This is a genomic window from Pseudoxanthomonas winnipegensis, from assembly GCF_030322905.1.
GTDB lineage: Bacteria > Pseudomonadota > Gammaproteobacteria > Xanthomonadales > Xanthomonadaceae > Pseudoxanthomonas_A > Pseudoxanthomonas_A winnipegensis.
The window spans coordinates 3398949-3412600 of the sequence record NZ_CP095475.1 but is presented as its reverse complement, the minus strand read 5'-3'; the positions used below and the strand labels follow the sequence as shown (position 1 = coordinate 3412600).

Genomic DNA, 13652 nt, shown 5'->3' with positions numbered 1-13652 from the left:
CACCAAGAGGAGACATCGCATGAGCGTCAGCATCTTCGCCAGCCAGGACGTGCAGGATTTCCTGCGCACCGTGGCCAATCTGGACGGCCAGGACGGCGATGCCCGGACCAAGCAGGTCCTGCACCGCATCCTGTCGGACCTGTTCAAGGCCATCGAGGACCTGGACCTCACCCCGGACGAGATCTGGGCCGGCATCAACTATCTCAACAAGCTCGGCCAGGACAACGAGGCGGCGCTGCTGGCCGCCGGTATCGGCCTGGAGCACTACATCGACATGCGCCTGGACGAGGAGGACCGCCTGGCCGGGATCAGCGGCGGCACGCCGCGCACGATCGAGGGCCCGCTGTACGTGGCCGGCGCCCCGGTCACGGTGCGCAGCGCGCGCATCGACCGCGATCCCGATCCGGACGCCGGCCCGCTGCGCATCCACGGCGTGGTGCGCGGCCAGGACGGCGCGCCGCTGGCCGGGGCGCTGGTGGAGTGCTGGCATGCCAATTCCAAGGGCTTCTACTCGCACTTCGACCCGACCGGGGCGCAGACCGAGTTCAACCTGCGCGGCACGGTCAAGACCGGGCCGGACGGGCGCTACGAGTTCCTGACCCGCATGCCGGTGGGCTATGGCTGCCCGCCGCAGGGCGCGACCCAGCAGCTGCTCAACCGTCTGGCGCGGCATGGCAACCGTCCCGCGCACGTGCACTTCTTCGTCAGCGGCGACGATCACCGCAGGCTGACCACGCAGTTCAACATCGATGGCGATCCGCTGCTGTGGGACGACTTCGCCTTCGCCACGCGCGATGGGCTGGTGCCGCCGGTGAAGACCGGCGAGGGCGGCAAGGCGCTGGGCTTCGAGACCGAGACCTACCAGGACATCGAGTTCGACTTCGACCTGCTGCCGCTGGAAGCGGGCAAGGACGTCCAGGCCGTCCACCGGCTGCGCGCCGCCGCCTGAGCACCACCCGCGGGCGCCGCCGGACGCGCCGCCCGCGCGCCCTTCAAGCCTTCGGCCCCGCGCGCGTGCGCGCGGCGCCCTTGCCATCCTCGAACGGGAGGACCCTGCATGTCCGCGATCATCGAACCCACCCACGACGTCGAGCAGCTGCTGGCCACCGCGCTGCAGGACGATCCGCAGGCCGGCGTCTTCCGCTGCCGGCGCGACATCTTCACCGACCCGGAGCTGTTCGAGCTGGAGATGAAGGCCCTGTTCGAGTCGAACTGGGTGTATCTGGCGCACGAGAGCCAGATCCCGAACAACAACGACTACTTCACCACCTACATCGGCCGCCAGCCGGTGGTGATCACCCGCGACAAGACCGGCGAGCTGCACGCGGTGATCAACGCCTGCGCGCACCGCGGCGCGATGCTGTGCCGGCGCAAGCACGGCAACAAGGGCAGCTTCACCTGTCCCTTCCACGGCTGGACCTTCAGCAACACCGGCAAGCTGCTCAAGGTCAAGGACGAGAAGACCACCCAGTATCCGCCGCAGTTCGGCGAGGGCGGCTCGCACGATCTCAAGCGCGTGCCGCGCTTCGCCAGCTATCGCGGCTTCCTGTTCGGCAGCCTGTCCGAGGACGTGCTGCCGCTGGAAGAGCATCTGGGCCAGACGCGGGTGATCATCGACCAGATCGTCGATCAGGCGCCCGAGGGCCTGGAGGTGCTGCGCGGCAGCTCGTCCTACATCTACGACGGCAACTGGAAGCTGCAGATGGAGAACGGCGCCGACGGCTATCACGTCAGCTCGGTGCACTGGAACTACTCGGCCACCATGGGCCGGCGCAAGGAGACCGGCACCAAGGCGGTGGACGCCAACGGCTGGAGCAAGAGCATCGGCGGCGTCTACGGCTTCGAGCACGGCCACATCCTGCTGTGGACCCAGTCGCTCAACCCCGAGGTGCGGCCGGTGTGGGCGCACCGCGAGGAGATCGCCCGGCGCGTGGGCGCCGAGCGCGCCGAGTTCATCACCCGGCAGACGCGCAACCTGTGCCTGTATCCCAACGTCTATCTGATGGACCAGTTCTCCACGCAGATCCGCGTGGCCCGCCCGATCAGCGTGGACAAGACCGAGATCACCATCTACTGCTTCGGCGTCAAGGGCGAGAGCGCCGAAGAGCGCGCCACGCGCATCCGCCAATACGAAGATTTCTTCAACGTCTCGGGCATGGGCACGGCCGACGATCTGGAGGAATTCCGCGCCTGCCAGCAGGGCTATGCCGGCACGGCGGCCCTGTGGAACGACCTCAGCCGCGGCGCGCCGCTGTGGGTGGAGGGGCCGGACGAGAACGCCAGGAAGATGGGCATGCAGCCGCTGCTGTCCGGCGGCCGCAGCGAGGACGAGGGCCTGTTCGTGCGGCAGCACGCGTACTGGGCGCAGGCCATGCGCCGCGCGCTGGCGCGCCAGGACGATGGAGCGGCCGCGTGAGCCACGAGATCGCCACCATCGCGGCCTTCCTGTATCGCGAGGCGCGCCTGCTCGACGATCGCCAGTGGGACGAATGGCTGACGCTGTACGCCGAGGACGTCACCTACTGGATGCCGGCCTGGGACGACGACGACCGGCTGACCGAGGACCCGCAGTCGCAGATCTCGCTGATCTATTACCCCAGCCGCGACGGTCTGGAAGACCGCGTGTTCCGCATCAAGACCGAGCGCTCCAGCGCGTCCACGCCCGAGCCGCGCACCGGTCACAACACGACCAACATCGAGGTGCTCGCCGAGCGCGGCGACGAGGTGGACGTGCGCTACAACTTCCACACGCTCAACCACCGCTACAAGGTCACCGACCACTTCTTCGGCACCTGCTACGCGACGCTGCGCCGCGAAGGCGGCGGCTATCTGATCGCCGACAAGAAGATCGTGCTGAAGAACGATTACATCCGCCAGGTCATCGACATCTACCACGTCTGAGCCGGGCGCGAAGGAGGACACCATGAGCTACCGCATCGCGTTGAACTTCGAGGACGGCGTCACCCGCTTCATCGACTGCAATCCCGGCGAGAAGGTGCTGGACGCCGCGTTCCGCGCCAAGGTCAACCTGCCGATGGACTGCTCGGACGGCGTGTGCGGCACCTGCAAGTGCCGCGCCGAGGCCGGCGCCTACGACCTGGGCGAGGACTACATCGACGATGCGCTGAGCGCCGACGAGGCCGCCGCCGGCCTGGTGCTGACTTGTCAGATGGTGCCGTCCAGCGACTGCACGATCGCCGTGCCGACGACCTCGGCGGCCTGCAAGACCGGCACCTCCCGCTTCAAGGCCGCGGTGGTGGACGTGGTGCCGCACGCGGACGCCGCGCTGGAACTGAAGCTGGAGGCGCTGGAGGGCGCGCCGGCGTTCCTGCCCGGCCAGTACGTCAACATCGCCGTGCCCGGCAGCGGCGGGCAGATGCGCTCGTACTCCTTCAGTTCGCCGCCGGGCTCGGATGCGCCGTCGTTCCTAATCAAGCGCGTGCCCGGCGGGCTGATGAGCGGCTACCTGGACAGCGCCAGCCCGGGCCAGGTGCTGGAGCTGACCGGTCCGCTGGGCAGCTTCTACCTGCGCGCGGTGACGCGGCCGGTGCTGATGCTGGCCGGCGGCACCGGCCTGGCGCCGTTCTTGTCGATGCTGGCCCAGCTCGCGCAGACCGGCAGCGCGCATCCGGTGCATCTGATGTACGGCGTCACCCGCGGCGCCGACCTGGTGCTGGTGGAGCAGCTGCAGCGCTTCTCCGAGCGGCTGGACTTCTTCAGCTTCACCACCTGCGTGGTCGATCCCGCCTCGCGCCATCCCAAGCTTGGCTACGTCACCGACCATCTGCCGGCCGAGGCGCTGCACGCCGGCGAGGTGGACGTCTATCTGTGCGGCCCGCCGCCGATGGTCGATGCGGTGCGCAACCACTTCAGCGCGGTCGCGCTGACGCCTGCCAACTTCTACTACGAGAAGTTCACGCCCAATGCGCCGGCCAGCGCGCCACAGGACCTGGCCGCGTGAGCGGACGCTTCGCCGGGCAGGTGATGGTGGTGACCGGGGCCGCGCAGGGCATCGGCCAGGGCGTGGCGCAGCGTGCCGCGGCCGAGGGCGCGCAGGTGGTGCTGGTGGACCGCGCGGACTTCGTGGACGAGGTCGCCGCGGCGATCGGCGCGCAGGCGGTGGGCTTCAACGCCGACCTGGAGACCCATGCGGGCGCGCAGGCGGCGATGGACTTCGCCGCGCGCCACTTCGGCGGCATCGACATCCTGGTCAACAACGTCGGCGGCGCGATCCGCATGCGGCCTTACGCGGCCTTCGAGCCGGCGCAGATCGACGCGGAGATCCGCCGCTCGCTGATGCCCACGCTGTACGGCTGCCACGCGGTGCTGCCGCACCTGCTGGCGCGCGGCGGCGGCACCATCGTCAACGTCTCCTCCAACGCCACCCGCGGCATCCACCGCGTGCCGTACTCGGCGGCCAAGGGCGGCATCAATGCGCTGACCCAGTCGCTGGCCATGGAGCTGGGGGAACACCACATCCGCGTGGTCGCCACCGCGCCGGGCGGCACCGCCGCGCCGCCGCGGCGGGTGCCGCGCAATGCCGAAGGCGACAGCGCGCAGGAGCAGGCGTGGATGGCGCAGGCGGTCGAGCAGGTCACCGCTTCCACCTTCCTCAAGCGCTACGCGACCGTGGACGAGCAGGTCGCGCCGATCCTGTTCCTGGCCTCGCGCGAGGCCTCCTACATCACCGGCTCGATCCTGCCGGTGGCCGGTGGCGACACCGGCTGAAGCACTCGACGCCAACGACCGCATCCACGCCACGCACGACCTGGGAGGGAACATGCCCGCGCACCACACGTACACCACCGGATACCTCATGTCGCCGATCGAGCCCGCGCACGGAGGCCGGCCATGAGCGCATCGGCGCCGCTGCGCATCGGCATCGTCGGCGGCGGCATCGCCGGCGTGGGCCTGGCGCTGGGGCTGGCGCGCCGACCGCATCTGGAGGTGCGCCTGTTCGAGTCGGCGCGCGCCTTCGGCGAGATCGGCGCCGGCGTGTCCTTCGGCCCCAACGCGGTGCGGGCGATCCAGGGCCTGGGCATGGGCGAGGCTTACGCCGAACTGGCCGATCGCACGCCGGCGCCGCATGGCGATGTGTGGTTCGAATGGCGCCGTGGCGAGGATGCGCGCCTGCTCGGCGCCACGCGCGCGCCCGGGGTCGGGCAGTCGTCCGTGCATCGCGCCGATTTCCTCGACGCGCTGGCCACGCGCCTGCCGCTGGGGATGACCGCCTTCGACAAGCGCGCGGTCGGCGTGGAGCAGGGCGACGACGCGGCCCGCGTGCACTTCGCCGATGGCAGCCACTACGAGGGCGATCTGCTGATCGCCGCCGACGGCATCAAGTCGGCGCTGCGCGCCGAGGTGCTGCGGCCGCTGGGGCAGGCGCCGGTGGCGCCGCGCTTCACCGGCACCTGCGCCTATCGCGGCATGATCGAAAGCGAACGCCTGCGCCGGGCCTTCATCGCCGCCGGCGTGGACACGCATCTGGTCGATGTGCCGCAGATGATCCTGGGGCTGGACGCCCACATCCTGACCTTCCCGGTCAAGCAGGGGCGGCTGATCAACGTGGTGGCCTTCGTGTCCGACCGCAGCGATCCGGACCCGCAGTGGCCGCAGGGCCAGCCCTGGGTGCGCGAGGCCAGCCGCCGCGAGATGCTCGAGGCCTATGCGCACTGGGGCATCGCCGCGCGCACGCTGCTCGAATGCATCGACGCGCCCACGCACTGGGCGCTGCACGAGGGGGCGCAGCTGTCGCGCTACGTGCACGGCCGCCTGGCGCTGATCGGCGATGCCGCCCACGCCATGCTGCCGCACCAGGGCGCCGGCGCCGGCCAGGGGCTGGAGGACGCCTACTTCTTCGCCCGGCTGCTGTCCGACCCCGCGCTGACGCGGGCGCAGCTGCCGGCGCTGCTGGAGGCCTACGACACGATCCGCAGGCCGCGCGCATGCCGGGTGCAGCGCACCTCGTGGGAGGCCGGCGAGGTCTACGAACTGCGCGATCCCAAGGTCGGCAGCGACGACGCGGCGCTGGGCGCCACGCTGGCCTCGCGCTTCGACTGGATCTGGAACCACGACCTGGACGCCGAGGTGGAACAGGCGCGCCAGGCCATCAACACCGTCGCGGCCTGAGGGGACGCAGGCCGCGACGCCATCAACGCCGCGCTGCGCCTGCCTGTCGGCAGGCCGGCGCGGTCAACCCGCACGTGTCATTGGTCTTCGGAGGGAGGAGACATGCACAGCGTCGACGTGAACCAGGCAATCGAACGCGGCCGCTTCGGCCGGCTGCAGTGGACGGTGGTGGCCCTGTGTGGGCTGCTGCTGGTGGTGGATGGCTACGACGTGTTCATCGCCGGCACGGTGCTGCCGACGCTGATCAAGGAATGGGGATTGACCAAGCCCGAGGCCGGCGTGCTGCAGGCCTGGGCGCTGTTCGGGATGATGTTCGGCGCGCTGATCTTCGGCTCGCTGGCCGACCGCTTCGGCCGCAAGAAAGGCGTGGTGATCAGCTTCCTGCTGTTCACCGTGGCCACGCTGCTGACCGGCTTCGCCCAGGACCCGACCCAGTTCAAGGTGGCGCGCTTCTTCGCCGGCATGGGCTGCGGCGGGCTGATGCCCAACGCGGTGGCGCTGGTCAACGAGTACTCGCCCAAGCGGCTGCGCGGCACGATGGTGGCGCTGATGTTCAGCGGCTACTCGGTCGGCGGCATGGTCTCGGCCGGGCTGGGCATCTGGATGATCCCCAACCTGGGCTGGCGCCCGATGTTCTGGATCGCGGTGCTGCCGCTGCTGTTCCTGCCGCTGGTGTGGTGGAAGCTGCCCGAGTCGCTGGGCTTCCTGATCCGGCGGGGCGAACAGGCGCAGGCGCGCGCCATCCACGCGCGTCTGCCCGGCGCCACGCCGCTGGGGCCACAGGACGTGCTGGTCTACGACGCACCGGGCGGGGCGACGGCGTCGGTGGCCGAGCTGTTCCGCGGCGGCCGCGCGCTGCGTACGCTGATGCTGTGGACGGCGTTCTTCTGCTGCCTGCTGCTGGTCTTCCTGCTCAGCTCGTGGCTGCCCAAGGTCATGCAGGAGGCCGGCTACGCGGAGAAGGCCAGCCTGCTGACCCTGTTCTCGCTCAACTTCGGCGGCATGGCCGGCGCGATCCTGGGCGGGCGCCTGGGCGACCGCTTCGGCCTGCCGCGGGTGGTGGTGGCGTTCTTCGTCGCGGCCACGCTGTCCATCGCGCTGATCGGCTTCAACCTGCCGGTGGCGGCGCTGTTCACGCTGGTCTTCGTCGCCGGCGCGGCCACCATCGGCACGCAGATCCTGCTCTACGCCAGCGTAGCCCAGCTCTACGAACTGTCGATCCGCTCCACCGGCCTGGGCTGGGCCTCGGGCGTGGGCCGCATCGGCGCGATCGTCGGGCCGACGCTGGGCGGCGTGCTGCTGGCCAGGGAGCTGCCGCTGCAGCAGAACTTCCTGATCTTCGCCATCCCTGCGGCGGTGGCCACGCTGGCGACCCTGGTCTACGCGCTGGCCAGCCAGCCGGCGGCCGCCGCGCCCCGCGTGGCCGTGGCCGACGCGCCCTGACCATGCGTGCGGCGCTGCGCCAGCTCGGTCGCGATGCCTCCCTGTCGGCGGTCCTGGCCGGGGTGGTGGCCACGCTGATCTCGTTCGCCGGGCCGCTGGTGATCGTGGTCCAGGCCGCGGCCGGGCTGCCGGCGCCGCTGCTGGCCTCGTGGGTCTGGGCCATCTGCATCGGCAGCGGCGTGCTGGGGATCGTGCTGAGCCTGCGCCATCGCGTGCCGGTGGTGATCGCCTGGTCGATTCCCGGCTCGGTGCTGCTGGTCAGCCTGCTGCCCACGGTCGACTACGCGGTGGCGATCGGCGCCTACCTGGTGGCCAGCGCGCTGCTGCTGGTCATCGGGCTGTCCGGCGCCTTCGACCGGATCGTGGCGCGGCTTCCGCCGGCGATCACCGCGGCGATGCTGGCCGGGGTGCTGTTCGGCTTCGCCACCAAGGCCTTCGTCGGCATGGCCGCGCAGGTGTGGCTGGTGCTGGCGATGTTCGCGGCGTTCTTCGTCGGCCGGCGCTGGTTCGCGCCCTATGCGGTGATGGCGGTGCTGGTCACCGGCGTGCTGGTGGCGGCGCTGTGCGGGCAGTTGCAGGGGCCGCTGCCGACGCTGGCGCTAACCGCGCCGGTGTGGGTCGCGCCGCGCTTCGAGTGGCAGGCCATCGTCGGCCTGGGCCTGCCGCTGCTGGTGGTGGCGCTGACCGGGCAGTTCCTGCCGGGCATCGCCGTGCTGCGCACGGCCGGCTATGCGCGGCCGGCGGCCAGCACGCTGCTGGTGTGGTCGGGCGCGGCCTCGGCGCTGATGGCGCCGTTCGGCTGCCATGGCCTCAACCCCGGCGCGGTCACCGCCGCGCTGTGCACCGGGCCGGAGGCGCATCCGCGCGCCGAGCGGCGCTATGTGGCCGGGGTCTCGGGCGCGCTGGCCTACCTGCTGCTGGGCAGCGTCGCCGGCACCGTGGTGGCGTTGTTCTCCACCTTGCCCAAGGAACTGGTCGCCACGCTGGCCGGGCTGGCGCTGTTTCCGAGCATCGCCCACGCGCTCAGCACCGCGCTGGCCGCGCCGCGCGAGCGCGACGCGGCGCTGGTGACCTTCATCGTCGGCGCCTCGGGCATGTCGTTGCTGGGGCTGGGCGCGGCGTTCTGGAGCCTGGTCTTCGGCCTGGCCGCGCATCTGCTGCTGGCGTGGCGGCGCCCGCGTGTGCTGGTGGGCGTCGAACAGCCGCGCTGAGCCCAGCGCACGTTGTCTTGGCCCGTCCCGCTCCGTGCGCGGCGCGACGGGGAGGTCTTGCCGCACGCCTGTCATCGCGCGCCCGCTGCCGGGTCGCGCCCGTGCTTCATCACACCTGGTTTGGGGAGAACCATATGCCGTCATCCATCGTCACGCCGCGCCGCGCCACCCTGGCCTGCGCGCTCGCTCTTGCCCTCTCTGCGCCGGGCCTGGCCCAGGCGCAGAACACCACCGATGCGCGCCAGGACGCGCGCATCGCCCAGCTGGAAAGCGAAGTCCTCGCGCTCAAGCAGATGGTCGAGCAGCAGCAGACCCAGCTGGTCGATGCCCGCACCCGCCTGGCGCAGGCCACCGCGCCTGGCGCACCGCCGCTCAAGGGGCCGGGCGTGCAGGCCAGCGGCGCGCTGCCGCCGGCGCTGACCTCGGCCACCGCGGCCGGCACCGTGGCCCCGGCCACCGCGCCGGGCAAGGCGCCGATCCAGAACACCGCCATCGTCGCCAGCGGCGACAGCCACTTCAGCTTCGGCGGCTTCATCAAGCTGGACATGCTCTCGACCTGGACCAGCGACGGCCCGATCGCCGACAGCACGCCGGGGCGGCTGTTCTATTTCCCCGCGGCCACGCCGGTGGATGCCGGCCCCGGCAAGCAGTACGCCGACTTCCATGCGCAGTTCTCGCGGGTGTGGTTCGGCGTGGACCGCGTCACCGACGCCGGCGACAAGCTCAAGGGCTATGTCGAGTTCGACTTCTTCGGCGGCGGCAACAACAACGTGGGCAACGAGAAGTTCTCCAACGGCTATCCGCCCACGCTGCGCCACGCCTACGTGCAGTGGAACCACTGGCTGGCCGGCCAGACCTGGACCAATCTGATGGACCTGGGCTCGCTGCCGGAGACGGTGGACTTCGTCGGCATCGTCGACGGCACGCTGTTCGCGCGTCAGGCGCAGATCCGCTACACCACCGGCAACTGGTCCTTCTCGCTCGAGAACCCGCAGACCTGGTACCAGAACCGCAGCCCGACCCAGATCAGCTCCGGCGAGAACGATCTGCCCGACCTCACCGCGCGCTGGACGACCAAGGGCGACTGGGGCCACTTCACCGTGGCGGCGCTGGCCCGCCAGCTGCGCACGGCCGACGACAGCACCTCCGGCTTCGGCCTGAGCGTGGCCGGCTCGATCAAGGCCGGGCCGAAGGACCTGCTGCAGTACACGGTCAGCGGCGGGCCCGGGCTGGGGCGTTACATCGGCTTCGGCCTGATCCCCGATGGTTACATCGACACCGCCGGCCGGCTCAAGGCGCAGGACGGCTATGCGGGCTTCGCCGCGTGGCGCCACAACTGGACCGCCAACCTGCGCAGCACGCTGGCCTACTCGGCCGCCTACATCGCCGTGGACGAGCGGGCGGTCGGCGTGCAGGCCACCGAGCGCACGCAGTCCTGGCGCGTGAACCTGATCTACTCGCCGTTCCCGCGGCTGGACGTGGGCGCCGAGCTGAGCTGGGCGCGGCGCGATCTGGGCAACGATGCCGAGGGCGAGCTGGGCCGCGTGCAGACCACGGTCAAGTACACGTTCTGAGCACGCGCGGGTCGGCGCTGGCCGATGCTGCGAACAGGGTGGCGCGCCGCTATCACAGCGCGCCACCGATGCTTACCTGCACATCGAACGAGGCACCGCCGTCATGGCGGTCGCCGCATCGAGGGCGCCGTCCTAGCGCGGTCGATGCTTGCCGCGCGGCTTGGCAGGCCCGGGCAGGGTGAGCCGGTAGACCAGCACGCGGTTGTCGTTGTCGAAGGCCGAATCGCAGCCATGGCCCTGCATCACGCAGCGGCGGGCGATGAAGTCGTTGTCGTTGCCGACCAGCAGCAGCCAGTCGTCCGGCCGCGCCGGGTCCAGCGCCGGCAGCAGCGCCATGGCTTCCCATTTCTCCGACATCAGGCCGGGGTGTGGGCCCGCGGCGACGTCGAGGTCCAGGCCGACCTGCGCCAGCCGGTCCGGGTCGAGCAGGTTGATCAGCTCGGTCCAGCGCATGGGCTTGATGCCGGGCTTGAGCGCCGTGGACGCGGGCGATGCCAGCAGCGAGGTGTCGCCGCGCTCGTAGCGCGAGCCGGCCAGATTGCTGGCCCCGGCAGTGTCGACCAGCAGGATCGACTTGTAGACGACCGGCTCGGGCTTGTCCGCGCCCAGCCCGGCGCCGTCGCGGGCCAGCAGCAGGAAGCGCGTGTCGTCCAGCACGCGCAGTTCGCTCTGCGCCGCGGTGCGATCGGCCGGCTTGCCGTTGCCCTTGTGCGTGTAGATCGGCAGCTGCACCACGTAATGGCCGATCGGCCGCTTCGGCAGCGCGTGCCCGGAGACGTCGTAGACCAGCACGCGCGTGTCGCGGCGGCCGGCGTGTTCGCCCGCGGCGGTGTCCTGCACCAGCGCGCTCTGCAGCGCCACGAACAGGCGCGTGCCATCGGGCGACAGGCCCAGGCCCTCGACGCCCTGGTTGTTGCGGCGCCCGTGCTGCGGCGCCTGCAGCGAGCCGAATGCGGGCAGCCCATCGCGGCGCGGCGCGATCCCCGGCGGCGGCTCGATCACCCCGCGCAGGCGCCCGGCCGGGTCGAAGTAATAGACGTTGGCCGTGTACTCGTCGCCGATGTAGAAGTGTCCGTCGGCGGTGAACTGCAGCGACTCGGCATCGAGCGAGATCTTGCCCGCGCCAGGTCCGCTGGCCGGCGAGGGCAGGGTGAAGCCGCCCTGCACCACGGTGTGCGCGCCGGGGTCTGCGCCGGTGAAGGGTTGGCCTTCGAAGTCGCGCAGCGTCAGCCCGCCATCGGGCACCAGGATCAGCGTCTCGCCCGCCGTCTGGCCCGCGCGCGGCAGGCGCAGCGTCATGCTCAGGCGTTCGAGACGGCCGGCGTAGTCGTAGAACAGGCCGGCGTCCGGATCGTTGCGGCCGCGGTCGGGCAGGGTCCACAGCACGCCCTCGTAGCCATCGCGCGTGCGCCGCCACTGGCCGGCCTGCACGCCCAGCGAGGAGAACGACCCCAGCGTGTCGCCCATGAAGTCCAGCGTGCCGGCCGGCACGCGCCCGGCGGCGACCAGGCCGTGATCGACATAGGTCCTGCCGTCGAATTGCACCGCATGCGGCGGCGGTGTGGTGGCCAGGTGCGGCGTGGTGAAGCTCGCCGTGCCGGCCGCGGCCGCCAGCAGCCAGGGCGCCAGACTCATGCGCGCACCCGCGTGCGGGAGCAGGACGTTGCGTGGACTGCGGAACAACAGCGGAATGCAGGCATGGCAGGATCGGAAGAAGAAGAGGGCAGCGAGGCGGCCACGGCCGCACGGCGCGAGCGTAGCAGCCGCCCGCGCCGCGCCGCATGACCGCAGCGCCCTGGCCGCGACGCATCGGCGCACAGTAAAACGCCCCGGCAGAGAGAGGGGCCGGGGCGTCTTGGGGATTGGCTCGCGCGATCTTGGGAGCCTTGCGGCTTCCGCGACGCGGAAAGGATCGCGCACCAACTGCCGGGGTTTTGCTCTGGACGGCACTCCCGGCTAATCCGTCTGTCGCCTCGCGCAGGTCCTGGCCGTCGATCACGCACCGCGCCGGACCTGCGGGCACAGGATGGCGAGCGCGTGCGTCGCCGATGTGACGGTCGGACGATGGTTTGGTTGCAGCCGGCCGCGCGCGCTGATGGCGCGCTCACGGCCGCGCGTGCAGGCTGGCCGTACTGAAGTCCCCCAAGGTGCGCTCCAATGGAAGAACCCCGCAAGCACTGGCGGTCCGGCAAGGTCGAGGACACGCCGTTCCGCGTGGAGATCTGGAGCCACGACGGCAAGACCATGATCAAGTCGCTGCAGATCGACGATCTACCGCCCGAGCTGTACGGCGACGACGAACTGCACGTGGCCGATGCCGAGGCCGCCTTCGCCAAGGCCGAGCGCATGGTGGCCGAGCAGCTGCAGCAGCGGCGCCAGATCGAGCAGGACCAGGCCGAACTGGGCCGCGCCCCGGACGCCGACTGACGCCCGAGTCGCGATCGCCGCGCGCCTCCGCAGGTGCGGCAGAACCTGCCGAGACGGCACAATGGGCGCCCTCCGTCCGCGGGACGCGGCGCCGCATCGGCGTCGCCGTGCCGGACGCCCTTCCTCCCCGGGATCCACGCCGGCCATGCGCCTGACCGACTCCGCCGTGCCGCGCTTCGACTGCGACGCCCCCCTGATCGAAGCACATGGCCGCTGTTTTGCACCCGACGGCCGAGCTGGCGCAGGCATGCGGCGGGTGCGCGCGTGATCGATCGCCTGCCGCGGCTGGACCGTATCGATCTGAACATCCTGGCCGAGCTGCAGCGCCAGGGCCGGATCACCAACGCCGACCTGGCCGACCGGGTCGGCCTGTCGCCCAGCCCGTGCCTGGCGCGGGTCAAGCGCCTGGAGCGCGCCGGCTACATCGCCGGCTATGGCGCGCGGCTCGACCTGGCCAAGCTGTTCCGCGTGCAGGTGGTCTATACCTCGGTGACCCTGGACAACCACCGTCGCGAGGACTTCGACACCTTCGAGGCCGGCCTGCGCAGCGTGGAGGAGCTAACCGAATGCCACCTGGTCAGCGGCGGCTTCGACTACCTGCTCAAGTTCGTGGTGCGCGACGTGGCCCACTACCAGGCGCTGGTCGAGGGCCTGCTGGATCGTCACATCGGCATCAGCAAGTACTTCTCCTACATCGTGATCAAGTCGCCGATCCTGCGCGGCGAGGTGTCGGTGAAGTCCTTGGCCTGAGCGCCGCGTTGAGCCGCGGTTGGGGTGTGGGTCGGCAGGATCTGCTGCATGATAGATGCGGAAATTCTTCGGGAAATCGCCGATAATTCTTGCGCCAAGAGCTTCCTTCCCGAATGAG

General features: G+C 70.8%; 12 protein-coding genes. 11 read left to right on the top strand and 1 reads right to left on the bottom strand.

All coding sequences use genetic code 11. The features are described from left to right. The first annotated feature begins 19 nt into the window (after positions 1–19). From catA to MWN52_RS14945, 9 genes are all read left to right on the top strand, one after another. Complete coding sequence (catA, locus tag MWN52_RS14985; RefSeq protein ID WP_130524328.1) at positions 20–949, top strand: catechol 1,2-dioxygenase; 930 nt, start codon at positions 20–22, stop codon at positions 947–949. A gap of 108 nt (positions 950–1057) precedes the next feature. Beyond that, complete coding sequence (locus MWN52_RS14980) at positions 1058–2416, top strand: Rieske 2Fe-2S domain-containing protein (RefSeq protein WP_131659026.1); 1359 nt, start codon at positions 1058–1060, stop codon at positions 2414–2416. Next, positions 2413–2901 carry a benzoate 1,2-dioxygenase small subunit gene (benB, locus tag MWN52_RS14975; protein WP_130516934.1) on the top strand — a complete coding sequence of 163 codons (489 nt, stop codon included), beginning with the start codon at positions 2413–2415 and terminating at the stop codon, positions 2899–2901. The genes MWN52_RS14980 and benB overlap by 4 nt, the downstream gene beginning before the upstream one ends. 22 nt (positions 2902–2923) lie before the next feature. Next, a complete protein-coding gene (gene benC / locus MWN52_RS14970; RefSeq protein WP_286575270.1) occupies positions 2924–3961 on the top strand; it encodes a benzoate 1,2-dioxygenase electron transfer component BenC in 1038 nt (345 codons plus the stop codon). After that, positions 3958–4728 (top strand): benzoate diol dehydrogenase BenD, encoded by a 771-nt coding sequence (gene benD, locus MWN52_RS14965; protein WP_286575269.1) that lies wholly within the window; start codon positions 3958–3960, stop codon positions 4726–4728. The genes benC and benD overlap by 4 nt, the downstream gene beginning before the upstream one ends. Before the next feature lie 123 nt (positions 4729–4851). Next, positions 4852–6129, top strand: coding sequence for a salicylate 1-monooxygenase (gene salA, locus MWN52_RS14960; RefSeq protein ID WP_286575267.1), 1278 nt, complete (start codon positions 4852–4854; stop codon positions 6127–6129). A gap of 102 nt (positions 6130–6231) precedes the next feature. Next, positions 6232–7572, top strand: coding sequence for an MFS transporter (locus MWN52_RS14955; protein ID WP_130524323.1), 1341 nt, complete (start codon positions 6232–6234; stop codon positions 7570–7572). 2 nt (positions 7573–7574) lie between these two features. Continuing rightward, positions 7575–8783, top strand: coding sequence for a benzoate/H(+) symporter BenE family transporter (locus tag MWN52_RS14950; RefSeq protein WP_286575265.1), 1209 nt, complete (start codon positions 7575–7577; stop codon positions 8781–8783). Positions 8784–8917: 134 nt separating this feature from the next. Then, a complete protein-coding gene (locus tag MWN52_RS14945; protein ID WP_286575263.1) occupies positions 8918–10357 on the top strand; it encodes a DcaP family trimeric outer membrane transporter in 1440 nt (479 codons plus the stop codon). A gap of 132 nt (positions 10358–10489) precedes the next feature. Here the strand turns inward: MWN52_RS14945 and MWN52_RS14940 are convergent, their stop codons facing one another. After that, on the bottom strand, positions 10490–11992 hold the full coding sequence (locus MWN52_RS14940) for an esterase-like activity of phytase family protein (protein WP_286575262.1): 1503 nt from the start codon (positions 11990–11992) through the stop codon (positions 10490–10492). 522 nt (positions 11993–12514) lie between these two features. On the opposite strand from MWN52_RS14940, the gene MWN52_RS14935 reads away from it, so the two are divergent. Both MWN52_RS14935 and MWN52_RS14930 read left to right on the top strand, forming a co-directional pair. Beyond that, entirely contained in the window at positions 12515–12784 is a 270-nt protein-coding gene (locus tag MWN52_RS14935; RefSeq protein WP_286575261.1) for a hypothetical protein, read from the top strand. A 264-nt stretch (positions 12785–13048) separates the two neighbouring features. Continuing rightward, positions 13049–13534 carry an Lrp/AsnC family transcriptional regulator gene (locus MWN52_RS14930; RefSeq protein WP_130524318.1) on the top strand — a complete coding sequence of 162 codons (486 nt, stop codon included), beginning with the start codon at positions 13049–13051 and terminating at the stop codon, positions 13532–13534. The last annotated feature ends 118 nt before the right edge of the window (positions 13535–13652 follow it).

Coding starts and splice junctions, on each gene's coding strand:
- catA (WP_130524328.1), top strand. CDS start 20: ATGAGCGTCAGCATCTTCGCCAGCCAGGACGTGCAGGATTTCCTGCGC.
- MWN52_RS14980 (WP_131659026.1), top strand. CDS start 1,058: ATGTCCGCGATCATCGAACCCACCCACGACGTCGAGCAGCTGCTGGCC.
- benC (WP_286575270.1), top strand. CDS start 2,924: ATGAGCTACCGCATCGCGTTGAACTTCGAGGACGGCGTCACCCGCTTC.
- salA (WP_286575267.1), top strand. CDS start 4,852: ATGAGCGCATCGGCGCCGCTGCGCATCGGCATCGTCGGCGGCGGCATC.
- MWN52_RS14955 (WP_130524323.1), top strand. CDS start 6,232: ATGCACAGCGTCGACGTGAACCAGGCAATCGAACGCGGCCGCTTCGGC.
- MWN52_RS14950 (WP_286575265.1), top strand. CDS start 7,575: ATGCGTGCGGCGCTGCGCCAGCTCGGTCGCGATGCCTCCCTGTCGGCG.
- MWN52_RS14945 (WP_286575263.1), top strand. CDS start 8,918: ATGCCGTCATCCATCGTCACGCCGCGCCGCGCCACCCTGGCCTGCGCG.
- MWN52_RS14940 (WP_286575262.1), bottom strand. CDS start 11,992: ATGAGTCTGGCGCCCTGGCTGCTGGCGGCCGCGGCCGGCACGGCGAGC.
- MWN52_RS14935 (WP_286575261.1), top strand. CDS start 12,515: ATGGAAGAACCCCGCAAGCACTGGCGGTCCGGCAAGGTCGAGGACACG.